The sequence below is a fragment of the Crenobacter cavernae genome, from assembly GCF_003355495.1.
GTDB lineage: Bacteria > Pseudomonadota > Gammaproteobacteria > Burkholderiales > Chromobacteriaceae > Crenobacter > Crenobacter cavernae.
Genome location: NZ_CP031337.1, coordinates 3214236 through 3239160, shown reverse-complemented (window position 1 = coordinate 3239160; position 24925 = coordinate 3214236). Strand labels below are relative to the sequence as shown.

Annotated in this window: 21 protein-coding genes; 5 read left to right on the top strand and 16 right to left on the bottom strand. The window is 65.5% G+C overall.

Going from position 1 to position 24925, the window contains the following annotated elements; all coding sequences use genetic code 11:
• Window positions 1-29: 29 nt before the first annotated feature.
• Window positions 30-791, bottom strand: coding sequence for an ABC transporter substrate-binding protein (locus DWG20_RS15710; RefSeq protein ID WP_115434675.1), 762 nt, complete (start codon window positions 789-791; stop codon window positions 30-32).
• Window positions 792-859: 68 nt separating this feature from the next.
• Entirely contained in the window at window positions 860-1624 is a 765-nt protein-coding gene (locus DWG20_RS15705) for an ABC transporter substrate-binding protein (RefSeq protein ID WP_115434674.1), read from the bottom strand.
• A 643-nt stretch (window positions 1625-2267) separates the two neighbouring features.
• Here DWG20_RS15705 and DWG20_RS15700 point away from each other — a divergent pair.
• Window positions 2268-7097, top strand: a complete 4830-nt coding sequence (locus DWG20_RS15700; RefSeq protein WP_115434673.1) for an NAD-glutamate dehydrogenase — start codon at window positions 2268-2270, stop codon at window positions 7095-7097.
• 148 nt (window positions 7098-7245) lie between these two features.
• On the opposite strand, the gene dut is transcribed toward DWG20_RS15700, so the two are convergent.
• Together dut and coaBC are read right to left on the bottom strand one after the other, a co-directional pair.
• On the bottom strand, window positions 7246-7698 hold the full coding sequence (dut, locus tag DWG20_RS15695) for a dUTP diphosphatase (protein ID WP_115434672.1): 453 nt from the start codon (window positions 7696-7698) through the stop codon (window positions 7246-7248).
• Window positions 7695-8888 (bottom strand): bifunctional phosphopantothenoylcysteine decarboxylase/phosphopantothenate--cysteine ligase CoaBC, encoded by a 1194-nt coding sequence (coaBC, locus tag DWG20_RS15690; RefSeq protein ID WP_115434671.1) that lies wholly within the window; start codon window positions 8886-8888, stop codon window positions 7695-7697. Before coaBC ends, dut begins: the two co-directional genes overlap by 4 nt.
• A gap of 160 nt (window positions 8889-9048) precedes the next feature.
• On the opposite strand from coaBC, the gene radC reads away from it, so the two are divergent.
• Window positions 9049-9723 (top strand): RadC family protein, encoded by a 675-nt coding sequence (gene radC, locus DWG20_RS15685; RefSeq protein ID WP_115434670.1) that lies wholly within the window; start codon window positions 9049-9051, stop codon window positions 9721-9723.
• Window positions 9724-9836: 113 nt separating this feature from the next.
• Window positions 9837-10088, top strand: coding sequence for a hypothetical protein (locus tag DWG20_RS15680; protein WP_115434669.1), 252 nt, complete (start codon window positions 9837-9839; stop codon window positions 10086-10088).
• A gap of 170 nt (window positions 10089-10258) precedes the next feature.
• On the opposite strand, the gene DWG20_RS15675 is transcribed toward DWG20_RS15680, so the two are convergent.
• The 5 genes from DWG20_RS15675 to DWG20_RS15655 are packed head-to-tail and all read right to left on the bottom strand — an operon-like array spanning window position 10259 to window position 15375.
• Window positions 10259-10870 (bottom strand): 3'-5' exonuclease, encoded by a 612-nt coding sequence (locus DWG20_RS15675; protein ID WP_115434668.1) that lies wholly within the window; start codon window positions 10868-10870, stop codon window positions 10259-10261.
• A complete protein-coding gene (locus DWG20_RS15670) occupies window positions 10870-12663 on the bottom strand; it encodes a DUF294 nucleotidyltransferase-like domain-containing protein (protein WP_220271975.1) in 1794 nt (597 codons plus the stop codon). The genes DWG20_RS15675 and DWG20_RS15670 overlap by 1 nt, the downstream gene beginning before the upstream one ends.
• A complete protein-coding gene (locus DWG20_RS15665) occupies window positions 12660-14018 on the bottom strand; it encodes an aspartate aminotransferase family protein (protein ID WP_115434667.1) in 1359 nt (452 codons plus the stop codon). The genes DWG20_RS15670 and DWG20_RS15665 overlap by 4 nt, the downstream gene beginning before the upstream one ends.
• Window positions 14019-14059: 41 nt before the next feature.
• Window positions 14060-14581: a lipocalin family protein gene (locus tag DWG20_RS15660; RefSeq protein WP_115434666.1), complete on the bottom strand. Its 522-nt coding sequence runs from the start codon at window positions 14579-14581 to the stop codon at window positions 14060-14062.
• Between the two features lie 23 nt (window positions 14582-14604).
• On the bottom strand, window positions 14605-15375 hold the full coding sequence (locus DWG20_RS15655; RefSeq protein WP_115434665.1) for a class II glutamine amidotransferase: 771 nt from the start codon (window positions 15373-15375) through the stop codon (window positions 14605-14607).
• A 78-nt stretch (window positions 15376-15453) separates the two neighbouring features.
• Here DWG20_RS15655 and DWG20_RS15650 point away from each other — a divergent pair, with 78 nt between their 5' ends.
• Both DWG20_RS15650 and hslO read left to right on the top strand, forming a co-directional pair.
• Window positions 15454-16032, top strand: coding sequence for an Ntn hydrolase family protein (locus DWG20_RS15650; RefSeq protein ID WP_115434664.1), 579 nt, complete (start codon window positions 15454-15456; stop codon window positions 16030-16032).
• Window positions 16033-16035: 3 nt separating this feature from the next.
• A complete protein-coding gene (hslO, locus tag DWG20_RS15645) occupies window positions 16036-16911 on the top strand; it encodes an Hsp33 family molecular chaperone HslO (RefSeq protein ID WP_115434663.1) in 876 nt (291 codons plus the stop codon).
• A 77-nt stretch (window positions 16912-16988) separates the two neighbouring features.
• Here hslO and DWG20_RS15640 read toward each other — a convergent pair whose 3' ends face one another.
• The 7 genes from DWG20_RS15640 to alr form a co-directional block, all read right to left on the bottom strand.
• Window positions 16989-17423, bottom strand: a complete 435-nt coding sequence (locus DWG20_RS15640; protein ID WP_115434662.1) for a type IV pilin protein — start codon at window positions 17421-17423, stop codon at window positions 16989-16991.
• A gap of 13 nt (window positions 17424-17436) precedes the next feature.
• A complete protein-coding gene (locus DWG20_RS15635; protein ID WP_115434661.1) occupies window positions 17437-20958 on the bottom strand; it encodes a pilus assembly protein in 3522 nt (1173 codons plus the stop codon).
• Window positions 20959-20972: 14 nt separating this feature from the next.
• On the bottom strand, window positions 20973-21521 hold the full coding sequence (locus DWG20_RS15630) for a pilus assembly PilX family protein (protein ID WP_115434660.1): 549 nt from the start codon (window positions 21519-21521) through the stop codon (window positions 20973-20975).
• Window positions 21518-22603 (bottom strand): PilW family protein, encoded by a 1086-nt coding sequence (locus tag DWG20_RS15625; RefSeq protein ID WP_115434839.1) that lies wholly within the window; start codon window positions 22601-22603, stop codon window positions 21518-21520. The genes DWG20_RS15630 and DWG20_RS15625 overlap by 4 nt, the downstream gene beginning before the upstream one ends.
• A gap of 1 nt (window position 22604) precedes the next feature.
• Window positions 22605-23036 (bottom strand): type IV pilus modification protein PilV, encoded by a 432-nt coding sequence (pilV, locus tag DWG20_RS15620; protein WP_220271974.1) that lies wholly within the window; start codon window positions 23034-23036, stop codon window positions 22605-22607.
• Complete coding sequence (locus DWG20_RS15615) at window positions 23036-23584, bottom strand: GspH/FimT family pseudopilin (RefSeq protein ID WP_181880944.1); 549 nt, start codon at window positions 23582-23584, stop codon at window positions 23036-23038. The genes pilV and DWG20_RS15615 overlap by 1 nt, the downstream gene beginning before the upstream one ends.
• A 274-nt stretch (window positions 23585-23858) precedes the next feature.
• Window positions 23859-24923 carry an alanine racemase gene (gene alr, locus DWG20_RS15610; protein WP_115434658.1) on the bottom strand — a complete coding sequence of 355 codons (1065 nt, stop codon included), beginning with the start codon at window positions 24921-24923 and terminating at the stop codon, window positions 23859-23861.
• Between the last annotated feature and the right edge of the window lie 2 nt (window positions 24924-24925).

Below are 24925 nucleotides of genomic sequence, written 5' to 3'. Positions count from 1 at the left end.
CACGCCGGGCGCTCAGGCCCGGCGGCCGATCACTTGATGTCGAAGCTGAAGTACTTCTTCTGGATCTTGTCGTAGCTGCCGTCGGCGCGGATCTGCTTGAGCGCCGCGTTGATCCGGGCGAGCCGAGCCTTATCGCCCTTGCGCACCGCGATGCCGGCGCCTTCGCCGAAGTACTTCGCGTCGGTGTAGACCGGGCCGGCGAAGGCGTAGCCCTTGCCGTTCGGCGTCTTGATGAAGTCGCTCTCGCCGACGGCGGCGTCGACGAAGCTCGCGTCGACGCGGCCGGCCTTCAAGTCCAGGAAGGATTCGGGCGCCTTGCCGTAGGCGACCAGCTTGGCGCCGCGCTTCACCCAGTGGTCACGCGCATATTTTTCCTGGATCGACGAGCGCAGCACACCGATCTTCTTGCCCTTGAACCACGCGTCGTTGACCTGGGCGCCGGCCTTCGCGACGAGGCGGCTCGGCATGTTGTAGTAGCGGTCGGAGAAGTCGACCGCCTTCTTGCGTTCGTCGGTGATGTTCATCGACGCGATGATCGCGTCGAATTTCTTCGCGTTCAGCGCCGGGATGATGCCGTCGAAGTCCTGCGGCACCACTTCGCACGTCACCTTCATCGCCGCGCACAGCGCGTGGGCGATCTCCGGGTCGAAACCGACCATCTTGCCGTCCGGACCCTGTTTGGAGAACGGCGGATAGCTGGCGTCGGTGGCAAAGCGCAGGGTTTCGGCGTGGGCTGTGCCACCCACGGCCAGGGCGAGCACCCCGGCGAGGAAAAGGCCGTGCTTCTTCATGATTTCTCCGTTGTAGCTTGTAGAGCCGGGCAGGCGAGCCCTGCCCGGTTGACCGGGGCGTATAGGGCTTAGCCGCCGTACACGTCGAAGCTGAAGTACTTGTCCTGTACCTTCTTGTAGCTTCCGTCCTTGCGGACTTGGTCGATGGCTTGGTTCAGGCGGTCGGCGAGGGCCTTGTTGCCCTTCTTGACCGCGATGCCGGCGCCGAGGCCAAAGTATTTGACGTCGCTGTAGTTCGGGCCGACGAAGGCGTAGCCCTTGCCGTTCGGCGTCTTGAGGAATTCGGTGTCGCCGACCGCGCCGTCGACGAACACCGCGTCGACGCGGCCCGCCTTCAGGTCGAGGAAGGATTCCGGCGACTTGGTGTACGACACGATGCGCGCGCCGTTCTTGCCCCAGTAGTCACGGGCGAACTTTTCCTGCGTCGACGCGCGCAGCACGCCGATCTTCTTGCCCTTGAACGCATTCTGGTCGACCTGGCTGCCGGCCTTGCCGATGACGCGGCTCGGGACGTTGTAGTACTTGCGGGTGAAGTCGACCGCCTTCTGGCGTTCGGGGGTGATCTGCATCGACGACAGGATGGCGTCGAATTTGTTGGCGTTGAGCGCCGGAATCAGGCCGTCCCAGTCTTGCGGCACGACCTGACAGGTGGTCTTCATCGCCGCGCACAGCGCGTGGATCATGTCGACGTCGAAGCCCTGCGGCTTGCCGTCGGCGCCCTGCTTGGAGAACGGCGGGTAGTTGAGGTCGATGCCGAAACGCAGGGTTTCGGCTTGCGCGTTCACGCCGGCGGCGAGGGCGGCCAGCGTGGAGAGAACCAGTACCTTTTTCATGTGAGTGCTCTGCCCTGTGTGACGGAAATTCTTTGCTTTTTGACAAATGAATTAACCCGCATGGTGTACCCCATTCGGCGAGGATATCCTCCGACGGGAAGCCGGCCAAACACGCTGCCGGGCTCTCATGCTGCCAATTCGGTTGCGGTTTGAGGATCGTCTCGACGCGAACCAATCTTGTCACGATTGATCCTACCCAACAATGTGGCGGGCTTCATGGCAAGAGGCAGAAAGAGAAAGGGTCGCATTTTACCTGCTTTGAGTGATAAATGGAAATATCAATAAAATCAATTACTTGAAGATTATTTTGCGGTGCATTACGGGCGAGGGGGGGCTGGGGGATTTATAATTCGTCGTCGCATTGCTATAAGCAAAATGGCCTCCGGAGGCGGAAAAAATTTCCCTGGAATGAGGCTAGGGAAAACCAGCGCATTTAATAAAAGTATAAATGCATGTCGCCTGGCGGAATTTCCCCTGCATGGCCCCCGTCTACAATCCTCCGCACCTCTTTCTGGTCAGCGGAGCAAGACAGGTCATGTCACTCACACACGAAACGGAATCGACGAATCTGCTTGACGAAATTCAGGCGCACGCCAAAAACGGCCCGCCTGCCACCCTTCAGGACCCCGGAGCCAAACGGATCATGTCACTGACGCATAAAACAGAATTGACGAATCTGGTTGCCGAGATTCAGGCGCTCGCCGAAAGCAGCCTGCCCGCCAAAGAACAAGCCGTTTTCATTCCTTTCCTGTCGATCTACTACGAAGAAGCCGAACACGACGACCTGTCGCGCTTCTCCGCGCTCGACCTCCTCGGCGCCGCGATGGCGCACCACCGTTTCGCCGAACAGCGCAAACCCGGCGAATCGAAGGTCCGCATCTACAATCCCGACTTCGAACGCGACGGCTGGCAGAGCACGCACACGGTGATCGAGATCGTCAACGACGACATGCCGTTCCTGATCGACTCGGTCGCCATGCTGCTGGCGCGCCACAACCTGCGCCTGCACCTGTTGGTGCACCCGGTGCTGTCGGTGCGTCGCGATGACAAGGGCAAGCTCATCGAGGTGCGTCGCACCGAGGGCCGCAGCCTGCCGCTCGAATCGTTCATCCACGTCGAGATCGACCGCGTGTCCGAACCGGAGCGCATCGCCGCGCTCGAGAAGGAACTGCACCAGGTGCTCGGCGCGCTGCGTCGCGTCGTCGAAGACGAGCCGAAAATGCGCGCCGTCGCCGCGAGCCTGGCCGCCGAGCTGCCCGAGACCGCACCGGCCGCATTGAACGACGAGGCGCGCGAGGTGGCCGAGTTCCTCGCGTGGCTGTCGGAAAACCATTTCCTGTTCATGGGCTATTGCGACTACGACCTGGTGCGTCGCGACGGCAAGGACAGCCTGAAGATCGTGAAGAGCTCGGGCCTCGGCGTGCTGCGCGACCAGGGCGACAAGGAGTTCTCGGAAAGCTTCGAGGCGCTGCCGCAGACGCTGCGCGAGCGCGCCCACCTGCCGCAGCTGGTGGTGCTGAACAAGTCGCAGACCCGTTCGCAGCTTCACCGTCCGGCCCACCTCGATTTCGTCGGCGTCAAGCGCCTGAACGCGAAGGGCGAGGTGATCGGCGAGCGCCGCTTCCTCGGCCTCTACACCGTCGGCGCCTACCAGGTGCCGCCGAAGGACATCCCGATCCTGCGCCGCAAGGTCGACTACGTGATCAAGGCGTGCGACTACGTCGACAACAGTTACAAGGCCAAGACGCTGTCCTTCGTGCTGGAGAGCTACCCGCGCGACGAGTTGTTCGAGATCTCCCCCGAGACGCTGCAGCCGATCGCCGAGGGCATCGTCAACCTGCAGGAACGCCCGCGCGTGCGCCTGTTCCTGCGCACCGACCATTACCATCGCTACGTCAGCTGCCTGGTCTACGTGCCGCGCGACAGCTTCAGCACCGAGGTGAGGCTGAAGATCGAGAAAGTGCTGCTGCGCGCGTTCAACGGCACCGGCGCCGAGTTCGGCGTGCAGATCGGCGACGGCCTGCTCGCCCGCGTGCACTACATCATCCGCACCCCGTCGGCCAGCCTGCCCGACTTCAACGAGGACGAGGTCGAGGCTGAAATCGCCCGCGTCGTGCGCGGCTGGGCCGAAGAGCTGCACCAGCAGCTGGTCGAAGGCTACGGCGAGGAGCAGGGCAACCGCCTGTTCCACCGCTACCAGCAGGCGTTCCCGACCGCCTACCGCGAAGAGTTCGCGGTGAGGAGCGCGGTGCTCGACACCCAGCTGCTGGAAGCCGTGACCGAAGCGTCTCCGCTCGCGTTGAAGCTTTACCGCCCGCTGCACCGCGAGGCCGAAGCGATCAACCTGAAGCTGTTCCACGCCGGCGAGCCGCTGAACCTGTCGGCCAGCCTGCCGCTACTGGAGAACCTCGGCGTCGCGGTGCGCGACGAACATCCGTACAAGGTCGAACGCGCCGACGGCTCGGTGGTGTGGATCAGCGACTTCGGCCTCGAGGTTGGCCGAGGCGGCGACGCGATCGCGCGTCCCGAAGTCGAGACCGCGTTCCAGGAACTCTTGGCCCAGGTGTTCGCCGGCAAGGTCGAGAACGACGGCTTCAACAAGCTGGTGCTGCTCGGCGGCCTTAACTGGCGCGAAATCTCGCTGGCGCGTGCGCTGGCCAAGTACCTGCGCCAGGGCGGCCTGACCTTCAGCCAAGCCTACATCGAGCAGTGCCTCGGCAACTATCCGACGATCACCCGCACGCTGGTCGACCTGTTCCTCGCCCGCCTGCATCCGGTAGACGCCGACGAGGCGCGCGCCGAGGCGCTGCGCGGCCAGATCAAGCACGCGCTCGAATCGGTCGCCAATATCGATGAAGACCGCATCCTATCGGGCATGATGTCAGTGATCCTGGCGACGCGCCGCACCAACTTCTGGCAGAAGGACGCCGGCGGTGCGCTGAAGGCTTACATCGCGTTCAAGCTCGAATCGGGCAAGATCCCGTTCCTGCCGCAGCCGCGCCCGCTGTTCGAAATCTGGGTGTATAGCCCGCGCATCGAAGGCGTGCACCTGCGCGGCTCGAAAGTCGCCCGCGGCGGTCTGCGCTGGTCCGACCGGATGGAAGACTTCCGCACCGAGGTGCTCGGCCTCGTCAAGGCGCAGATGGTGAAGAACTCGGTGATCGTGCCGATGGGCTCGAAGGGCGGCTTCGTCTGCAAGCAGCTGCCGGCGCCTTCCGACCGCGAGGCCTTCATGGCCGAAGGCATCGCCTGCTACAAGACCTTCATCTCGGCGCTGCTCGACGTCACCGACAACCTGGTGAACGGCCAGATCGTGTCGCCGGTCGACGTGCGCCGCCTCGACGAGGACGACCCGTATCTGGTGGTCGCCGCCGACAAGGGCACCGCGACCTTCTCTGACATCGCCAACGGCGTGTCCGAGGCGTACGGCTTCTGGCTCGGCGACGCGTTCGCGTCGGGTGGTTCGGCCGGTTACGACCACAAGAAGATGGGCATCACCGCGCGCGGCGCGTGGGAGTCGGTCAAGCGCCACTTCCGCCACCTCGGCGTGAACTGCCAGCAGCAGGACTTCACCGTGGTCGGCATCGGCGACATGGCCGGCGATGTGTTCGGCAACGGCATGCTGCTGTCCGAGCATATTCGTCTCAAGGCCGCGTTCAACCACCTGCACATCTTCCTCGACCCGAACCCGAACGCGGCGACGAGCTTCGCCGAGCGCGCGCGCCTGTTCAACCTGCCGCGCTCGAGCTGGACCGACTACAACCGCGAGCTGATCTCGGAAGGCGGCGGCATCTTCGAGCGCTCGGCCAAGTCGATCCCGCTGTCGCCGCAAGTGCGCGAGTGGTTGAAGACCGACCGCGACAGCATGGCGCCGAACGAGCTGATGCACGAATTGCTGAAGGCCGAGGCCGACCTCTTGTACAACGGCGGCATCGGTACCTACGTGAAGGCGTCGGGCGAGAGCAACGCCGACGCGCGCGACCGCGCCAACGACGGCCTGCGCGTGAACGGCAACGAGCTGAACGTGAAGGTGCTGGCCGAAGGCGGCAACCTCGGTTGCACGCAGAAGGGCCGCATCGAGTATGCGCTGAAGGGCGGGCTGATCTGCAGCGACGCGATCGACAACTCGGCCGGTGTCGACTGCTCCGACCACGAGGTCAACATCAAGATCCTGCTCGGCGCGGTGATCCAGGCCGGCGACATGACGCTCAAGCAGCGCAACGAGCTCTTGGTCGAGATGACCGACGAGGTCGGCGAGCTGGTGCTGAGCAACAACTACCTGCAGACGCAGATCCTCGCGATCAACCACCAGAACGCGCCGGCGATGCTGTCGGTACACACGCGGATGATGACGGCGATGGAAAAGGCCGGCGAACTCAACCGCGAGCTCGAATACCTGCCGAACGAGGCGCAGCTGAACGAGCGGCGTCTGGCCAAGCTCGGCCTGACCAGCCCGGAGATGGCGGTGCTGCTGGCCTACAGCAAGATCACGCTCGACCAGGCGCTGCTCAAGTCCGAGCTGCCCGACGACGCCGACTTCCTGCCGGTGCTGGTGAACTACTTCCCGAAACCGCTGCAGGCGCGCTTCGGCGACCAGATGAAGTCACACCATCTGAAACGCGAGATCGTCGCCAACCAGCTGGCGAACCAGCTCGTCAACCGCATGGGCACCAGCTTCATCTTCCGCCTGAAGGAAGAGAACCCGCAGCCGGAAGCCGACATCACGCGCGCCTGGTGGGTGGCGAGCCGCGTGTTCGGCGCCGAGGCGATGTGGCGTCAGATCGAGTCGCTCGACAACAAGGTGCCGGCCAACCTGCAGGTCGAACTGATGGTGCGCGTGCGCACGCTGGTCGAGCGCATCACGCGCTGGATCCTGCGCTACCGCCGTCCGATCGGCTCGGTCAACGCGCAGATCGAGCACTACGCCGCCCGGGTGCAGGCGCTGATGGCCGAGCTGCCGGAGCTGGTGTCGGCCGACACCTACCCGGCGGTCGCCGCGCTCGAGGCGCGCTACCTGGCCGAAATGGGCCTGCCGCGTGACTTCGCGCGCCTGTTGGCCCGCCTCGAATTCGCGGTGCCGATGCTCGACATCATCGACTCCGGCGAAGGCAGCCCGATCGAGCTGACCGACCTCGCGTCGAACTACTACCTGCTCGGGCGCACCTTGCAGCTTGACTGGCTGCTCGAGGCGATCAACCGCCTGCCGCGCGACAACCGCTGGCAGTCGCTGGCCCGCTCGGCGCTGCGCGACGACCTGTACCGTCTGCAGAAGAAGCTGACCCGTCAGGCGATGCAGGACGCGCCGGCCGATTGCGCCGACGAGCACTGCTTCGCCGAAGCCTGGCTGGCGCGCCGCGCGTTGGATGTCGAGGCGTGTCAGCAGATGCTCGGCGAGTTCCAGTCCTTCGACGTGCTGGATCTGGCGATGCTGTCGGCCGGCCTGCGCGAGCTGAGCAACCACCTGTTGTCGTAAGTTCCTGGTCATCACTGGCAACTCCCTTCAGACCGGCTTAGGCCGGTCTCTTCTTTTGTGCCGGGGAAGCGGGGCAGGCGCCGAGGCATGAAAAAAAGCTCGGCCAACCCTTCTCAAGGTTGGCCGAGCTTTTGCCGGGACGGCGGGCTCAGTGGCGGCCGGTGCTGCCGAAGCCGCCTTCGCCGCGGTGCGACGCGTCGAAGTCGTCGACGATATTGAAGCCGACCTGCACCACCGGCACGATCACCATCTGCGCGATGCGCTCCAAAGGCGCGAGGCGGAAGGTGTCGTGGCCGCGGTTCCAGACCGACACGAACAGCTGGCCCTGGTAGTCCGAGTCGATCAGGCCGACCAGATTGCCGAGTACGATGCCGTGCTTGTGGCCGAGGCCCGAGCGCGGCAGGATCATCGCGGCGAGGCCGGGGTCGGCGATGTGGATCGCGATGCCGGTCGGCACCAGCACGGTCTGGCCCGGCTCGATCGCGATTTCGGTGTCGAGGGCGGCCTTCAGGTCGAGACCGGCCGAGCCGGCGGTCGCGTACTCGGGCAGATTGTCCTGCAGGCGAGCATCGAGGATTTTCAGGTCGACGGTCGGTTTCATGCTTGTCCTTGTTTGGTGTTGAGCTGTCGGGCGAGGTGGCGCACGATCGCGGCGGCGACCTCGTCCTTGTCCATGATCGGCAGCGGGTGTTGCCCGGCGTCGTCGAGCAGCACCACCTCGTTGGCGTCGCTGCCCATCGCCGTCTGCACCAGGTTGGCGACCAAGAGCGGCACGCCCTTCTTCTGGCGCTTGGCCTCGGCGAAGTCGACGAGGTTCTGGCTCTCGGCGGCGAAGCCGACGCAGAACGGGCCGCTAGGCAGCGCCGCGACGGCGGCGAGGATGTCGGGGTTTTCGGTAAGCTGTAGCGTCGGCGCCGCGCCCTGTTTCTTCAGCTTGTGCTCGGAACGGTTGGCGACGCGGTAGTCGGCGACCGCCGCGACGGCGATGAACACGTCGCTACCCGTTGCCCGTTCCAGCACCGCGTCGTGCATCTGTTGCGCGGTGGTGACGTCGATGCGCGTGACGCCGACCGGCGCCGCGAGCGCGGTCGGGCCGGAGACCAGGAGTACCTCGGCGCCGGCGTCGCGGCAGGCGCGCGCCAGCGCGTAGCCCATCTTGCCGCTGGAAATATTGGTGATGCCGCGCACCGGGTCGATCGGCTCGAAGGTCGGGCCGGCGGTGATCAGCACCTTCTTGCCGGCGAGCGACTTGTCGGCGAACACGCCGTCGATCAGCTCCGCGATCTGTTCGGGTTCGAGCATCCGTCCTGGGCCGACCTCGCCGCAGGCCTGCGCACCCGAGGCCGGGCCGAAGACGGTCACACCGTCGGCGACGAGTTGCGCGAGGTTGCGCTGGTTGGGCGGGTTGTCCCACATCTGGCGGTTCATCGCCGGCGCGACCGCGAGTGGGCAGGTGCGCGCGGCGGCGAGCGTCGAGATCAGGTCGTCGCAGGCGCCGTGCGCGATCTTGAACAGCGTGTCGGCGGTGGCCGGCGCGATCAGGAACAGGTCGGCGCGGCGCGACAGGTCGATATGCGCCATCGCGCCCGCCGGGCGGCTGTCCCACAGGTCGGTGTAGACGGCGTGGCCGGACAGCGCCTGGAAGGTCGCCGGCGTGACGAAGCGGGTTGCGGCTTCGCTCATCACCACCTCGACGTGGTGGCCGGCCTTGACCAGCAAGCGGGTCAGCTCGGCCGACTTGTAGGCGGCGACGCCGCCGGTGACGCCCAACAGGATGCGGCGGGTCGGCATGGTCGTCTCCTTCATCGATACAAAGCAAAACGCCAAGTTTAGCCGATTTGCCGCCCGCCGGTCGCGCCCGGGCGTGGCGGGGCAGGGTTCTCCCGGTTATGCAAATGGCGTTATTGTTGAGTCCGGCTAGCGGTGCTATAGCACAACAAGGGGGAAGACCATGTCGATTGCGCACTGGCCGGAAAATGAGCGTCCGCGTGAAAAACTGCTGGCGCGCGGCGCCGGCGCGCTGTCGGACGCCGAATTGTTGGCGATCCTGCTCAGGACCGGCGTCAAGGGCCAGACGGCGCTCGACGTCGGTCGCAGCCTGCTCGGCCGTTTTGGGTCCTTGTCGGCGCTGTTCGCCGCCGACGCCGAGACGGTCGCCGGCATGCCGGGCCTCGGGGTGGCCAAGTACACGCAGCTGGCCGCCGCGCGCGAACTGGCGCGGCGCAGCCTCGCCGAGGAAATGCGGCTGGTGGACGCGCTGACCAGCCCGCAGGCGGTGATCGATTATTTACGCTTGTCGATCGGCCACAAGCCGATCGAGGTGTTCGTCGCGCTCTACCTGTCGGCACAAAATCGCGTGCTCGCGGTCGAAGAAGTTAGTCAGGGCACGGTGAACGAAACGCGCGTCTACCCGCGCGAAATCGTCAAGCGGGCGCTGGTGCACAACGCGGCGGCGGTGATCGTCGCGCACAACCACCCTTCTGGGGTGGCCGAGCCATCGGCGGCCGACCGGATGCTGACGTCGACGCTGAAAGCTGCGCTGGAACTTGTGGAGATACGTTTGCTGGATCATCTTGTCATCAGCGCCGCAGAGGCCAGTTCGCTGGCCGAGCGCGGCTGGCTGTAGCGCCCTTTCGAGTGGTGCGCCGGTTCGCCTGACAGTGTGGACCCGCGTCAGCCGGGAGTCGGATGGAACTGTCTCGTTGTGGATGTGCTGCGTGCACGGACAAGGAGGACATGATGAACATCCTGCGTTTGCTGAACCGGTCCGACTACATCCAGGTGAACAACCAGTTTGTCGTCCCCGATTTCCTGTACGCCTCGGAAGACTATGCCGACGACGACGACGTGGCGCTGCAGGCGCAGGTCGACGGCCAACTGCTCGAGTTGACCGTGGGTGAGCTGGAAGAGGCCGACCCGCTGCCGGACGGCGGCTTCTGGGTCGACGGCGTCGGCTACCTGCGCTTCCTGAGTCGTGAAGGACTGCACTGAGCGCGGAGGCGGTCGATGAGGCTATCCACACGCTTGCGAGGCACCGGGCGGGGTACGCCCGGTGCCGATCCTTGTCCTCACCAAGCCGCCGCGTGAATGCGGCGGCGTCCATTTGGCGGTAACAATCGGCCAACCTTGCAAGGTTGGCCGAGCTTTTTCATGCGGTAGGCTCAGCCAAAGCCGCGCGCGGCGAGCGCCTGGTAGGCGAGTGCGGCGGTGATCGCGTCGTTGAGCGCGTCGTGGCGCGCTAGCGCCGGCACCTTCAGGTCGGCGAGCAGCGGCGCCCAGCTCAGGTCGACGTGAGCCCCGGGGTGCTGCCTGGTCTTGTAGTCGTAGTAGCGCGCGGAAATCTCGATCGCCCGGTTGGGCAGGCCGATGCCGATCAGCGGCCTCAGGTAACGCCCGAGCACCGCGAGGTCGTATTCGAGGTAGTAGCCGACCAGCGGCCGGCCGCCGACGAAATCGAGCAGTGCGGCGAGCGCCTTGGCGGGCGCGACGCCGTGCTCGACGTCGCGCGGCCTCAGGCCGTGGATCTTCACGCTGTCGGCTTTCGGCGGCCGGCGTTCGGGCCGCACCAGGGTCGAGAACGCCGAACTCGTCAGCACGCGGTGGCCGACGATCTTCACCGCGGCGATCGACAGGAGTTCGGCCCGATCGGCATCGAGACTGGTGGTTTCGCAGTCCAGGCTGACGAGTTCGCCTGCCACTTCGTCGAACAGGAAGGCGTAGCGCGGGTCGCTCAGCTTCTTGCGCAGCCAGCGGCGCCGGATCGCCGCGAGCATCACAACGCCCCCAGCTGGTAGTGGTGGCGCAGTTGCGTCTTGAAGCGGCGCACCACCGCGAGGGCGTCTTTCAACAGGTCGCGCTCGAGCGTGTTCAGCCTGGCCGGCACCACCTGGTTGCCGGGCGCCGCGCCGGCGTCTATCGCGGCCAGCCCGGTCTTGAGCCTCAGCGTCATCAGGAAGGCGAGCGCCTCGGCCGCGTCGCGGGCGAGTTCACGGCCGAGGACGCCGTGCTCGGCCAGGCGCTCCAGCCGTTCGAAGGTGTTGGTTTCGGCGACGCCGTATTCGAGCGCCAGCGCGCGGCAGCCGTGCACGACGGCGAAGATGCCGCTCTTTTTCAGGTCGAGCGGCGTGTTGTCCTGCAACAGCTGGGCGATCAGGCCCGGCGTGTCGAACCGGTCGAGTGCGTGCGCGAAGCGCGACCGGAAGGCGTCATCGTCCTGCAGCCGATCGGCCAGATAGCGCTTGAGCTCGGCCAAGCTTGCGGCGTCGCCGGCGACCGCCTCGGCGTCGAGGAAGATCGCCAGCTGCATCAGCGCATCGCCCGTCGGCTGCGCCACCCAGCGGTATAGCCGGTCGCGCCATTGGGCCGGCGTGCCGCGCCAGTCGGGATTGTTCACCATCACCCGCCCCGGGCAGGGCGGGTAGCCAAAGCGCGCCAGCGCCGCGGAAAACGCGTCGGCGGCGCGCGCGGCGACGGCCGGATCGACGCTGTCGGTGTGGATCAGCGCGTTGTCCTGGTCGGTCTTCAGGATCTGTTCGCCGCGTCCCTCCGACCCCATCACGATCAGACAGCTACCGCTGCGCACCTCGGGCGGGGCGACCAGCTGCCAGGTGCGCGCGAACAGACGCGCGTTGAGCGCCTGGACCAGCCGTGCCAGCTGCGGCGCCTTGACGCCGTGACCGTGCAGCTGGGCGATCAGCCGGGTGATCTGGCCGGCGACGTCGCTCAGCGCGTCGAGCGAGCCCGCGCGGTCGATGCGCTCGGCGATCAGGTGCGAATGGGTCGAGAAGTAGGACAGCAGGTCGACCTGTTCGAGCACGCCGGCCGGCTTGCCGCCGTCCAGCACCACGACGCGGCGGATGTCGTGGCGCGTCATGGTCAGCAGCGCGTCGAACAGGTAGCCGTCGATGTCGACGCTGATCAGGTCGAAGCGCGTCAGCGCCAAGAGCGGGGTGTCGCCCGGGACCGCGTCGAGGACGATGTCGCGAAAGTCGCTGCTGGTGAAGATGCCGACCGTGTCGCCGTGCCGGACCAGTACCGAGTGGACCTGGCGCGTCTTCATGGTGCGTGCCGCGTCGACGAGGGTGTCGGCCGCGTCGAGGAAGACCGGCTGACGGACACCCAGTTCGCGCACCGTGGCGGTGAGCAAGGTCTGCATCTCGCGCCGCCCGGCGCGCTCGGCCAACCTTTCGAGCTTTTCCGACACGCTGGCAAAGAAGAACGCCCCGAAGTGCGGGTTGGACTCGGTCAGCGCCAGCACCGTCTCGCGCGGCAGCGCGTGCGCCAGCGCCTCTTCGTGGCAGACGAAGCGGTGGCGCGTGGCGCCGCTCACCAGCGCGCGCGCGTCGAAGGCATCGCCGGCCTGGTAGACGGCGATTACCTCGTCGCCGGCCATCTCGCGCACCTTGCCCTTGATCAGTACGTAGAGCGTGTCGACCGGGGAATCCGGGCCGAGGATCTCGGCGTCGTCGGCGAAGTAGGCGAGGTCGGCGGCCGCTTCGAGCCGTTCGCGCTCGGCGCCGGGCAGGACGTCGAACGGCGAACCCGACAGCGCGAAGCCATGACTCACGGCACGCCCCTTTCGATCGCCGCGATCGCGGCTTCCAGCGTGGTGACCAGCGTGTCGACGTGGGCGCGCGTGGTGGCCGGTGCGCACAGCATCATGTTGTGGAAGGGCGTGATCGCGACGCCGCGGTTGAGCAGGAACAGGTGCAGCGCGTGCTCGAGTTCGGGGTCCATCGCCGCCTCGGCCTCGCGGCCGTCGACGGGCGGCGACACGGCGAACTGGAACTCGCAGCGCGCGCCGATCTGCGTGACGCACCACGGCAGGTGGTGCAGGGCGAACAGCTCGGACAGCCGGTGGCCGAGATAGGACGCGGTGCCGGTCATGTGCTGGTAGGCGGCGTCGGTGGCGACCGCTTCGAGGTTGGCGCGCAGCGCCGCCAGCGAGAACAGGTTGGCCGACAGCGTGGTGCCGAGGCCCGAGTGCCCCGGCTCTTTCCTGGCGAGGTAGGCCTCGGCCAGGATGGCGACGGCCGCGCTCATGCCGTAGACCGCGACCGGCAGCCCGCCGGCGATCGCCTTGCCGACGGTCAGCAGGTCGGGGGCGATGCCGGCCTGCCGGCCCCAGCCGCCCGGCGCGCTCGACAGCGTGTGCGTCTCGTCGAGGATGAGTAACGAGCCGTAGCGGCGCGTCAGCTCGCGCACGCCGTCGAGAAAGCCCGGCTGCGGCAGCACCATGCCGCAGTTGGTCAGCGCCGGTTCGGTGAGCACGCAGGCGACGTCGCGACTCGACAGCGCCGCCTCGAGCGCGGCCAGATCGTTGAATTCGACCGCGACGGTGTGGCGGGTCAGGTCGACCTGCTGGCCGATCAGCCCCGGGCGGTGCACCGCGCGGCCGTTCTTGAGCTTGACGAAGGTGTCGTCGACGGTGCCGTGGTAGCAGCCATTGAAGACCAGCACCTGGCTGCGGCCGGTCAGCGCGCGCGCCCAGCGGATCGCCGCGCGGTTGGCGTCGGTCGCGGTGGCAGTCAGCTGCCAGACCGGCAGGCCGAAGCGCTCGGCCAACAGTCGCCCGACGACGGGCGCGTCGGGCGACGGCAGCATCGACGTCAGCCCGCGACCCGCGGCGGCGGCGAGCGCCTCGGCGACCGGTGCCGGGCTGTGGCCAAACATCGCGCCGGTGTCGCCGAGGCAGAAGTCGGTGTAGCGGTGGCCATCGGCATCGGTCAGCGTCACGCCCTGGGCTTTTTCGACGAACAGCGGGAACGGCGTGCCCCAGTCGCTCATCCAGTGCATCGGCACGCCGGCGAGAAAGTGGCCACGACTCTCTTCTGCGAGGCGTTGCGATGCCGGATGCGTGTCGGCGAAACGCTGGCGCTCGGCCGCGGTGACGGCGTGGATGGCGTTGCGGTCGAGGGGCATGGCGTCTCCTTGAGTTTGCGCGGCGAGGATGAGGAGCCGCGTCAGCGGCCCTGCTGCGGTCGGATCAGGTCGTCGAGCTTGAAGCCGAGTTCGCGCGCGCGGTTCAGCGCGGCGGTTTCGAGTTCGGCATCGAGCTGCGGCGTGCGCGACAAGAGCCACAGGTAGTCGCGGCCGGGCTCGCCGACCAGCGCGGCGCGGTAGTCGTCGTCGAGCCACAGCACCCAGTACGGCGCGGTGAACGGCCAGAAGAAGCTGACCTCGAGCTTGGCGTTGCCGCTGTCGGGCACCACGCGGGCCTTGCCGCGCGCGAGCACCTCCTCGCCGTCCTCGTTCAGGCAGCGGTTCTCCACCCTCAGCGTATCGTCCGACTTGATCGTGTAGGTGGCGGTGACGTCGCGCACGCAGTGGCGCTCGAAATACATCGGTTTTCTGGCGATTTCGTACCAGGTGCCGGCGTAGCGGTTCAGGTCGACGGCGGGAACGGTGGTCGGCGGCACGGCGGCGTGCGCGGCGCCGACGGCCAACAGCAGGACAAGGAGGAGGAACAGGTGTTGCGCTCGCATCGTCGTCTCCTTGCCGCTGGGTCTCAACTGCAGTACAGAGGCTGGCCGTCCTTGAACAGGATCAGTTGCTGCGGCTCGATCCGCGTCCAGTGCTCGTTGTCGGTGAGCGGCTGGGTGGCGATCACCGCGACGCGGTCGTCGGGCTTGGTGACGTTGGCGAAGTCGACCGTCACGTCCTCGTCCAGCAGGTGGGCGGTGGTGAACGGCGCCTTGCGCACGAGGTAGTGCAGATGGGTCGAGCAGTGCGCGAACAGGAACTCGCCGTTGCTCAGCATGAAGTTGAAGATGCCGTGCGCGCGGATGGACTCGGCCAGGCTTTGCACTTCTTCCCACAGTTCGTGCAGCGGCGGCGGCGCGTCCCAGCGCTGGCGCAGGCTTTCCAAGATCGCGCAGAACGCCGCTTCCGAATCGGTGCTGCCGACCGGCCGGAAGTACTGGCCCGCTTGCGGCTGATAGTCCTTAAGGTCGCCGTTGTGCGCGAAGATCCAGTACTGCCCCCACATTTCGCGGATGAACGGGTGGGTGTTCGCCAGACCGACCGGGCCGACCGTCGCCTTGCGGATGTGCGCGATCACGTTTTCCGACTTGATCGGATACGCGCGCACCAGCGCGGCGACCGGCGAATCGGCCGACGGCTTGTCGTCGAGGAACAAGCGGCAACCGCGCCCCTCGAAGAAGGCGATGCCCCAGCCGTCGGCGTGGTGGTCGGTAAGCCCGCCGCGGCGGTGGAAACCCTCGAACGAGAACAGGATGTCGGTCGGGGTATTGCAGTTCATCCCCAATAACTGGCACATGCTGAAACGGCTCCCGTGCTTGTTTTTTTGAGACTGTGCCTTATCTTAGCGTTTTTGTTTCAACAGGGTGAGACGCGTATGACGACCATCGTGGTGGTGCGCAAGGGCGACGAGGTCGCGATCGCGGCCGACAGCCAGACCACCTTCGGCGACGACCACAAGTTGCTGTCGGGCTACGACCGCTTTCACGACAAGATCTTCAAGCTCGGCGACAGCCTGCTGGCGATCTCCGGCGCGGCCGCGCACGACCTGGTGCTGCAGAACGCGCTCAAGGCGCAGAAGACCCGCGACCTGACCAACCGGCAAGGCATCTTCGATACCTTCCGCAAGCTGCACCCCAAGCTCAAGGACGCGTTCTACATGCGCCCGGAAGAGGAAGAGGAAGACCCGTACGAGTCGAGCCGGATGATGGTGCTGATCGCCAACCCGCACGGCATCTTCGGCGTCTACCCCTTGCGCGAGGTGTACGACTTCTCGCGCTTCTGGGCGATCGGCTCCGGGCGACAGTTCGCGATGGGCGCGATGTACGCCGCCTACGACAGCGAGCTCACCGCGCGCCAGATCGCCGAACTCGGCGTGAAGGCCGGCGCCGAATTCGACGTGTCGAGCAGCCTGCCGATGACCGTCTACACCCTGACTCTCGCAAAGGAATCCTGACCCATGGACCAGAAAGACACGCTGCAACGCTTCCTGTTCGACGGCGCCCCGGTGCGCGGCGCGCTGGTTCGCCTCGACGACACCTGGCAACAGGTGCTGAGCCGCCGCGCCTACCCGGCGCCGGTCGCGCGCGTGCTCGGCGAGATGATGGCCGCCAGCCAGCTCTTGTCGGCCAACCTTAAGTTCGACGGCACGCTGATCATGCAGCTGCAGGGCCATGGCCCGCTGCGCCTGGCGGTGGTCGAAGCCGGCCACGACCGTAGCGAGCGCGCCACCGCCAAGGTGCAGGGCGACATCGACGAGACCATGAGCCTCGCCGAGCTGATCGGCGAAGGCGGCCGCTTTGTGATCACGCTCGAACCGAAACAGGGCGAGCCGTGGCAGGGCATCGTCGCGCTCGAGGGCGACACCCTGGCCGAGATGCTGATGCACTACATGAGCCGCTCCGAGCAGCTCGACACCCGCCTGCAGCTGGCGTCCGACGGCGAAACCGCCGCCGGCCTGCTGCTGCAGCGCCTGCCCGACGGCCACGGCGACGCCGACGGCTGGCCGCGCGCGGTGGCGCTGGCCGACACGCTTTCGAGCGAGGAACTGCTGACGCTCGCGCCGACCGATATCCTGCACCGTCTCTACCACGAGGAAACCGTGCGCGTGTTCGAGCCGGAGCCGACCGCCTTCGCGTGCAACTGCAGCCGCGACCGCGTCGGCGACATGCTGAAGATGCTAGGCGGCGAGGAAGTCGGCGACATCGTGCTCGAACAGGGCAGCGTCGAGATCGCGTGCGACTTCTGCAATCAGCGCTACGTGTTCGACGAGGACGACGTGAACGAGCTGTTCGAGTTCGACGTGGTGGACGCGGTGCGCAACGTGCGGCACTGAGTGGTCTTCATCGCACGAAAAAGCTCGGCCAACCTTGAAAGGTTGGCCGAGCTTTTTTTGCTATCGGTCGGAGACATTCAGTTCCAGCATTGGGCGGCCGTCAGGGTGGTGGTACCACTGACATTTTTTTGACCGAGCTGGTTCAGCGTGAGCGTGCCGCAGGCATCGCCGTCCATCGGGCCGCCAGTGACCGGGGTGGCGCTGAGCGTGAAAGTGCTGCTGGCGAGTGTCGTCGCGCTGATCTGATATTTGGCGGTGCCGTCGCGCGGGGACTGGTCGATCAGCATCGCCGAGGTCGCGCTAGCCGTGGTGGTCTGGTCGTATCGGTTGGCCTCGGTGAAGTTGCGCTCGAGAAACTGCGCGTTTTCCAGCAGGATCGCCTTCGCGTCGGCACGCGCCGTGCGCCGCACATAGTCCTGGTAAGCGGGTAGCGCGATCGACGCGAGGATGCCGACGATGGCGACGACGATCATCAGTTCGATCAGCGTGAAGCCGCGAAGAAAGCTTTTCATGGGTTATGCCCTTCTACAGAATTTCCTGCCAGTAAACCCGGACCTTACGGGGCGGGCGGTTCTTTTCCACGGCCCGCCCGCCCGAGGTGCCGGAGAGCACCTTGAGGTCGCGCTTGAGGTCGCCGCCCTCCAGCCAGACGGGGGCCTTGGTCATCCCCACCGTCGACTTCAGGCCGGTCACCACGCGGTTTTCGTGCTTGTCGGCGTCGTCGAAAAGGTTGTTGTTGTCGAGGTCGAACACCGACAGGGTGGTGGCGGCGCCGGACAGGCTGCCCACTTCCATCAGCCAGCTCTCGCCGCCGGGCACGCACGGGTCGGTGGAGGGAATCTGGGTCACGAAGAGGACGCGGTCGTACTTGAGCAGGGCGGGGGAGACGACCCGTTCTCCCTTGGGGGTGGATGAGGGCGAGACCAGATCTATATACCAGCCCCGTTGGCTCGACCAGTCCACCGTATGGCTGCTGGTCAGTCGCACGTCGCGATTGAAAGCCTTGCCCTCGAAGTCGATGGTTTGCGCCTTGAGGTTGTTGCGCGTCACCGTTCCCGCGACCCCATTGTCCCGGAGCGCGTAGAAACTTTGCACTTCGGTGTTCTGCGGGTCGGTGCTGGTCAGGTAACGTCCGGTCCCGAAATAGACCAGCATCCCGCCCTGCGGGTGGGCGCCGAGCTTGGGCTGCGAGGTGATCGGCTGGACCTGGTCGCTGCCGTTCTTGGCGCTGAACAGGGGGTTGCCGCCGTTGCCGACTGCCCAGTTGCTGTCAGAGTTGGACGACAGGTCGAATTTCCACAGCTTGCCCTGCAGGTCGCCGGCGTAGACCGCGTCGACGATCTTGTCGCCGTTGGCGTCGTGCAGTACCGGCGTGGACAAGCCGTTGGCGGTACTGTTGCCGGCCGGAATCTTCTTGATCAGGCTGCCGTCGGCGAGGTTCACGATATAGAGGAAGGCCTTGTCGGATGCGCTGTTGTAACCGTTCCCGAAGACCGCCGCCCATTGACCGTTGTTGAGGCGGGCGATTTGCGGCTGGCTGTACGTATAACCGAGATCGGTCGCATCGCTGTATTCCCATAGCACCTTGCCGGCGCCGAAGTTGTCCGGGTCGGTGACGTCCAGCGCGTAGACCGACTTGCCGCCAGCGCCCAGGCCGCCGACCAGCACGGTTTTCCAGGCATTCGACAGGTAGGCGTCGCCCACGTTGGGTGCACCATCTACCGTATAGGTGTGAGTGTAGGCCGGGCTGGTCAGTTGGCTGAGCCGGCCGTAGACGCCGGCCGGGACGTAGGCGAACTGCTCGACACCGGATTTGGCATGGCCGGTGTCGGCCCGGAATGCATGCAGCATGCCGTCGTTGGCGCCGACGTAGACCACGGGGGTACGGGTCTTTTTTGCATTGACGAAAGTCCGGTAGCTGCCGGCCTCGCTCTCGGCAGCGCTGCCGGTATAGCCGTCGTCCTGGTCCTTTACGTAGATCGGGTCGGAATTGACGATGTCGCCGAGGACCGATGCTTTGCGATCGCGGAAGACGCCGCCGCTGAAACGCTGTTCCTTGCTGGCGTCGCCGCGCAGCCAGTCGAGGCGGGCGGTGCATTGGTTATCGACGACGCCGCTGCTGTCGGTGTCGAGCGCGAGCTTCTGGGTCTCGCTCAGGTCGCTGCTGCAATTCTTGAACTCTTTGCCCTGGCTACCGTCGTAGGTGAAAACCTTGCGGCCGCTGGTGGGAATCAGCTTGGCGGCGTCCCACTGGGCGTCGCCGATGCCGTCCCCCTCTATCGGAAACGCCTGCAGTTGGCCGTGCCAGTCGCGGCTGTCAAAACCCGCCTGGTAGACAAGGGTCCCCGTCTGCAGGCTGGTGGAGTTGGCGGCGAGTGCGGCGGCAGACGGGTTGGCGTTGAGGATGGAGGTGACCGCCGAGCGGAACGCCTTGACCATGGCGTCGGGCTCTTCGACGCTGAAGAATTGGCCGCGGCTGTTGATCGCGGCGTGCCACAGGTCGTAGACATGGCCGACCGGCTCGAGGTTGTTCACCGGGTTTTCGTCGATCGGCGGCCAGTTTTTGTCATCCTTTTTAATCTTGTCGTAATCGCCGGCGTAGGTGGAGCCCCCCCAAACCGGGTCGCTCAGCGTGCTGGTCAAGCCGAGGCCGATGGTGAAGTTGACCAGATGCTGCCAGCTGGCCGGATCGTTTTTCGGGTCCCAGTACTGAGCCGCTGCATCGTCGGAACGGGCGGCGACATACGGCTGGACATTGTTGTCGAGGTCGGTCCGCAGGTCGGTGGCCCAGTACTTGAAAGCGATGTCGGCGAGGCTGTTGCTGTTGCCGTCCTTGAACGGAGGCTTGTCCGCTGGAAAGGCCGTGCTATCCGGCAGGTTGCGAGCGGTGCTGTCGAGGTTGCCGCCGTAATCGACGTTGTTGTTGCCGTTCCACAAGCCATCGGTGAACAGGATGTGGAAGTTCTTGCGGCAGCTCAGCTCGGTGCCTTTGCTGACGTAAGGATCCTCAGCATAGGGGGTGGCGGGGTCGGTGCCGCCGGTGCTGATCGAGAAATAGTCGCCGACCTTCTTGAGCGCGCCGCGCAAGGGCGTGGACGAGCCTACGTCGAAACGCTGGAGCCAGTTGTAGAAGTTGCTGCGGTGGGAGGTGGTGAGCTTGCGCAGCCGGTTTTCGCGGTCGACGTCGTCGTAGCCTTTGCAGGTCGTGCCGAAGCTGTCGCAGCCGCCGTTGTTGAGCGTCTGCCAGCCGAGGCGCACTTCTTGATCGTCGATATCGGTCACGGCGCTCATGGCGGCCGACATCATCGAAAGGGCGCGCGTGCGGTGGAAAGAGTACCAGTTCGCGAAGTTCTGCTTTTTCTGTTCGGCGCTGTCCCCCTTGGCGATGTCGTCGCTTGAGCCGACATCGATCTTGATATAGCAGTACTCGACTTCCTTGTCGTCGGTACAGTTGTCCGGCTTCGCTTGGCCTTTTTTCTGGCTGTAGAACAGGTAGTAATAAGCCGGCACGCCGGAGGTCGTCCTGTCGACGCCCCCACTCTCGAAATCCGCAGCAGGGTTTTCTACCAGCCAGCATTGCGGCGAGGCCGGTTTGTCCTCGCTCAGGTATTGGCTGCACTGGCCGCTGCCGTTGTAGTACTGGAATGTGACTTTGTAGTTGCTGCCCAGGTCTACCGTGCCGGCTGCGCTGTTGAAGCCGTCCAACAGCGCATTGTTAAAGCTCGTACTGTAGCCGACGCCGTCGCGACGCGTCGGAACGGTGTAAGTCACCGCGGGGTTGTAGTACATCGGGTTGTAGTAGCTCGCCTTGAAGCGCTTGCCGTTCCCCTTGCCCTGGTCGTTCCTGATCGTGTCCGGCGTGTAGGCGCGGGCCATGCTGCCCGAGTCGTCGAGGGTGAGGATCAGGTTGGGGGCCACGCTGGTGGTGAGAAACAGCGGGGCGTTCGCCAGCGAGATGGCCGCTGTGGCGGGCTGACCGGCGAGGCAGAGCGCAAGCCCCGATGCCCAGACCGGGTGCTGCCGATGGAAGAGGATTTTGAGCTTCATGGTCGGTTCCCGAATCAGGGTTCGTAGCGGTACATCGCCTGCAGGATGACGACGGCGCCGCTGTCTTTGCCGACGCCGCGCGCGGTGACGCGGTAGTAGTCGGTGAGGCCGGCACTCGGCATTTTTTCCACCACGTAACGCGGCTGGGCGGCGGCCTGGTCCAGGTCTTGCGAGGGGGTGCGGTACTGGCCATCGGTAGACCAGTAGCTTGCGCTCTGCCAATAAGCCAGGTCGTTGGCGTGGTAGAAGCAGTCGGTAGCCGGCTGGGGTGAACTGCTTTGGGTGCAGTTGACCAGGCCGTTGCGGATTTGATTCGGCGTCGCCGGGACCTGGCTGCGCCAGGCAGTCAGGGTGTCTTCGGCATCCTTCAGCGCTTTTTCGGCGGCCTGGAAGGCGAGGTCGCGGTTGCGCGTGTTGCCGCCCATGCGCTCCTGGATCGAGCTGTTGTACGCGGCAGACGCGCCGAGCAGCGCGATGATGGCGAGGAAGACCAGCGCCACCAGCAGCGTGACGCCGCGCTGCCGGCGTCTCCCGTGGACTCTCTCATGACGACGCGGCTTCATAGCCTGTTCCTTATCGCGATGGTCGTGGTGAAGACCCGCCTGAGGCGCCGGTCGCCCGGCGTGGTCGCCGTGCCGTTGAAGGTGTAGCGCTGGGGCGTCGAGGTGACCGATTCGTCCTGGCGCGACACCATCAACAGCTGGATGCGCACGCTCAATACCCGCTGCCAGTCATCGCTGGTGTTCGCCCCCGGTGCGGTGGCCGTCACCTGGTCGGCGGTCACGTAGCTGTCCACCACACCGTCCGGCGTGGCCGAGGTGTCGACCCCGTACCGGATCTGCATGTTTTCGACGCCTTCGGCCAGTTCCTCGGCGACGGTCGTGGCGTTGCCGTTGCTGTGCGTGAGGCGGCGGCGGAAGAGGGCGGGTTCGCCGGTGTCGCTGGTGCCGACGTAGTAGGTGATGCCGCTCAGGCGCAGGATTTGCGACCCCGGCGAGAAGGGATAGGGGTTGCCAAGGGTGGTGCATTCAACGGGGCTACCGAACCCCTTGGTGCAGTTGCCGGGAGAGGTCGTATTGCCGGTGTTGTGGTTGACGGTGCGGTTGGTGTCATTGTTGTTGCTTCTGGTCATCTGGAACACCGCAGCGTGGCTGCAGTCGGTCACGACCAGGATTTCTCCCTGCTTGAGGTCGTGGTCGTCCTTGAGTTGAAACTGCGCCGAGGTCGGATTGTGGCTGTCTACCCGGTATTCGCGGCTGTTGTCGGCCCGCAGGATGGTGAGGGCATCTCCGCGCAGCACCGCCGGGTTGCTGATGGCAGGAAACGTGCTGACGCCTGCTTCGTAGCCGATCAGCGGTTGGTCGAACAGGTCCCACGCGCCGGGGTTGTTCAGCACGTTGGCCCGGCTGGTGCTCGAGCAGCCGGTGAAGCCCGCCATACGGACGTCGTAAGTCAGCGTGTCGAAGGCGAAGCGGGCGTTTTCCTGCAGGCGGGACGAGATATCGAGCGACTGGAAGGCCTTGCGGCTGGCCAGATACGTATAGCCGAAGGTCGCGACCAGCACCATGCCCAGCGTGATGGCGACCATCAGTTCGATCAGGGTGACGCCGCGCTGAAGGCGGCGCCCAGGCTGTGCTGGTTTCATCTTAGAAGGTGGTCTGGGTCGTAAAGGTGGTGGGGGTGCCGTCGCGTCGCTCGTTCCAGCGGAGGGTGATGGTCACGGCGCTGTTTCCATCGACGGTGATAGACCCGTCGCCGCCGGGCAGCGCCTGGCCGAGGTTCTGCTTCCATTCGGCCAGATCGTCTCCTGCGACGCTGCCTCCGGCGGGAACGCTGCCGATCACGGTGTTGTAGGAGCCTTTTTTCGCCGCGGCACGGTTGACGCGCATCCGTTCTACGGCATCGTGGGTCAGGATGGTCGCCTGGCTGCGCAGATAGGCGCTGTGCGTATTTGCCAGCGAACGGGCGTGCAGTCCGGCAAAACCGAGCAGGCCGAGTCCCAGCACCAGGATGGCGACGAGGATCTCCATCATGGTGCTGCCTCTTGTCTTGGCGCGAAGCGGCGGCGGCATTTTCATCAGCAGTCTCCCTTGGCGATGTGGGTGCGCCCCACTGCGTTGACGAGCACGCGGCGCTGGATGCCTCCGGTGCAGATGTTCAGGCTGGCGCTGGGGACGGCACCGTCGCTGCCTCGGCTCTCCCCTCTGGGCAGGAAGCTCAGGTAGTTGGCGACGTTGCCGCCCGCGCTGACATTCGTTTCGCCTATCCCGCTCGGCTGCACGACTTTGATCCGGACGTCGTTACCGTCTACCGTGCCGCGCGTGCCGTTGTCGACAAACACCAACCAGCCGTCCCGCCAGGCGGCGCCGGCCGCGCAGTTGGTATTGGCGGCGTTCGGATTGGCCGTCTTGCAGACCGTCACCGTTTGGCCGCGCTTGATCGCCTCGGAGCGGGCCAGGTTGAGGCTGCCGACCAGCGCATTGCTCAGCCCCGCGGCGCGGCTGGAGGCCATGGTCTGGTTGAACGCCGGGGCGGCCACCGCGACCAGGATGGCGAGCACCGACAGCGTGATCATTAGCTCCAGCAGGGTGAAGCCGCGCTGATGGCGTAGGAGGGGGCTTGTCATCGTGGGTAGAGAGTTGGGTGGGCTATCCGCCATGGCTTGTTAAGGTTACAAAAGTTCTGGTTTTTTTATAGTAATTTTTACATATATTGGGAGTTCGAACCGATAATTTTGACGACTTCATATCCCAATGGCAATAGCTTCGAGGGAAGGGACGGCTGTCGGCACTTTTAAAGGACCGGGTGTTGCCGGATGGCCGTGAAGAACAAAAAAAGACCCCGGCTTGCGGCCGGGGTGTAAAGGACAGAACACGGAGAAGCACTACACCAGAGAAAACTTACCGATAGCGGAACGCCGCGCGTTTGACGTTGCACAAGAGTTCGTAGGCGATGGTGCCGGCATGCGCGGCGACCTCGTTCACCGATACGGTGTCGCCCCACAGTTCGACTTCGCTGCCGACGCCGGCTTCCGGCAGGTCGGTGAGGTCGATCATCAGCATGTCCATCGACACGCGGCCGATGATGCGTGTGCGCTGGCCGTTGATCGCGACCGGGCTGCCGGTGGAGGCCAGCCGCGGGTAGCCGTCGGCGTAGCCGCAGGCGACGACGCCGACGCGCGTCGCGCGCGGCGTGTGGAAGCTGGCGCCGTAGCCGACCGGCTCCCCTTCGGCCAGTTCGCGCACGGCGAACACCTTGGACTTGAGCTGCATCACCGGCTTGAGGTCGATGGCAGGCGAATCGGCCGGCATCGGGCTCGCGCCGTACAGCATGATGCCGGCGCGGCCCCAGCCGGCGCGCGCGGCCGGCCAGCCGATCAGGCCGGCCGAGTTGGCGAGGCTGATATCGCCCTTGAGCCCCTCGACCGCGTTCTGGAACACGGCGATCTGATCGGCGGTGGCTTGATTGCCCGGTTCGTCGGCGCGTGCGAAGTGGCTCATCATCGTGATCGATTCCACCTTGCCGCAGGCCTGCAGGCGCCGGTGCGCGGCGCGGTATTCGGAAGGTGCGAAGCCGGCGCGGTGCATGCCCGAATCCATCTTCAGCCACACCTTGTAAGGCGTCTTCGGCTCGGCCGCCTCGATCATGTCGATCTGGCCTTCGTGGTGCACGACCAGCCACAAATCTTGGCGTTCTGCGAGTTCGAGCTCGGATGCCTCGAACACACCTTCTAGCAGCAGGATCGGCTGCGTGACGCCGGCCTCGCGCAGTTCGATCGCCTCCTCTATGCACGCGACGGCGAAGCCGTCGGCATCAAACAGCGCCGCAGCGCACTGCACGGCGCCGTGACCGTAGGCGTTGGCCTTGACCACGGCCAGCGCCTTGCCGCCGGCCAGGGCTCGGCCAACGTGGTAGTTGTGGCGCAGGTGGTCGAGGCGGATGACGGCTTCAAGCGGGCGGCTCATGG

Bases quoted from the DNA above. Each gene is read 5' to 3' on its own strand.
- radC (WP_115434670.1), top strand. From the start codon at position 9,049: ATGTCGATTGCGCACTGGCCGGAAAATGAGCGTCCGCGTGAAAAACTG.
- hslO (WP_115434663.1), top strand. From the start codon at position 16,036: ATGGACCAGAAAGACACGCTGCAACGCTTCCTGTTCGACGGCGCCCCG.
- dut (WP_115434672.1), bottom strand. From the start codon at position 7,698: ATGAAACCGACCGTCGACCTGAAAATCCTCGATGCTCGCCTGCAGGAC.
- DWG20_RS15630 (WP_115434660.1), bottom strand. From the start codon at position 21,521: ATGAAGCCGCGTCGTCATGAGAGAGTCCACGGGAGACGCCGGCAGCGC.
- alr (WP_115434658.1), bottom strand. From the start codon at position 24,923: ATGAGCCGCCCGCTTGAAGCCGTCATCCGCCTCGACCACCTGCGCCAC.
- DWG20_RS15710 (WP_115434675.1), bottom strand. From the start codon at position 791: ATGAAGAAGCACGGCCTTTTCCTCGCCGGGGTGCTCGCCCTGGCCGTG.
- DWG20_RS15640 (WP_115434662.1), bottom strand. From the start codon at position 17,423: ATGAAAAGCTTTCTTCGCGGCTTCACGCTGATCGAACTGATGATCGTC.
- DWG20_RS15675 (WP_115434668.1), bottom strand. From the start codon at position 10,870: ATGCTCGCGGCGATCCGGCGCCGCTGGCTGCGCAAGAAGCTGAGCGAC.
- DWG20_RS15615 (WP_181880944.1), bottom strand. From the start codon at position 23,584: ATGACAAGCCCCCTCCTACGCCATCAGCGCGGCTTCACCCTGCTGGAG.
- DWG20_RS15665 (WP_115434667.1), bottom strand. From the start codon at position 14,018: ATGCCCCTCGACCGCAACGCCATCCACGCCGTCACCGCGGCCGAGCGC.
- coaBC (WP_115434671.1), bottom strand. From the start codon at position 8,888: ATGCCGACCCGCCGCATCCTGTTGGGCGTCACCGGCGGCGTCGCCGCC.
- DWG20_RS15655 (WP_115434665.1), bottom strand. From the start codon at position 15,375: ATGTGCCAGTTATTGGGGATGAACTGCAATACCCCGACCGACATCCTG.
- DWG20_RS15650 (WP_115434664.1), top strand. From the start codon at position 15,454: ATGACGACCATCGTGGTGGTGCGCAAGGGCGACGAGGTCGCGATCGCG.
- DWG20_RS15660 (WP_115434666.1), bottom strand. From the start codon at position 14,581: ATGCGAGCGCAACACCTGTTCCTCCTCCTTGTCCTGCTGTTGGCCGTC.
- pilV (WP_220271974.1), bottom strand. From the start codon at position 23,036: ATGAAAATGCCGCCGCCGCTTCGCGCCAAGACAAGAGGCAGCACCATG.
- DWG20_RS15635 (WP_115434661.1), bottom strand. From the start codon at position 20,958: ATGAAGCTCAAAATCCTCTTCCATCGGCAGCACCCGGTCTGGGCATCG.
- DWG20_RS15700 (WP_115434673.1), top strand. From the start codon at position 2,268: ATGTCACTGACGCATAAAACAGAATTGACGAATCTGGTTGCCGAGATT.
- DWG20_RS15705 (WP_115434674.1), bottom strand. From the start codon at position 1,624: ATGAAAAAGGTACTGGTTCTCTCCACGCTGGCCGCCCTCGCCGCCGGC.
- DWG20_RS15625 (WP_115434839.1), bottom strand. From the start codon at position 22,603: ATGAAACCAGCACAGCCTGGGCGCCGCCTTCAGCGCGGCGTCACCCTG.
- DWG20_RS15680 (WP_115434669.1), top strand. From the start codon at position 9,837: ATGAACATCCTGCGTTTGCTGAACCGGTCCGACTACATCCAGGTGAAC.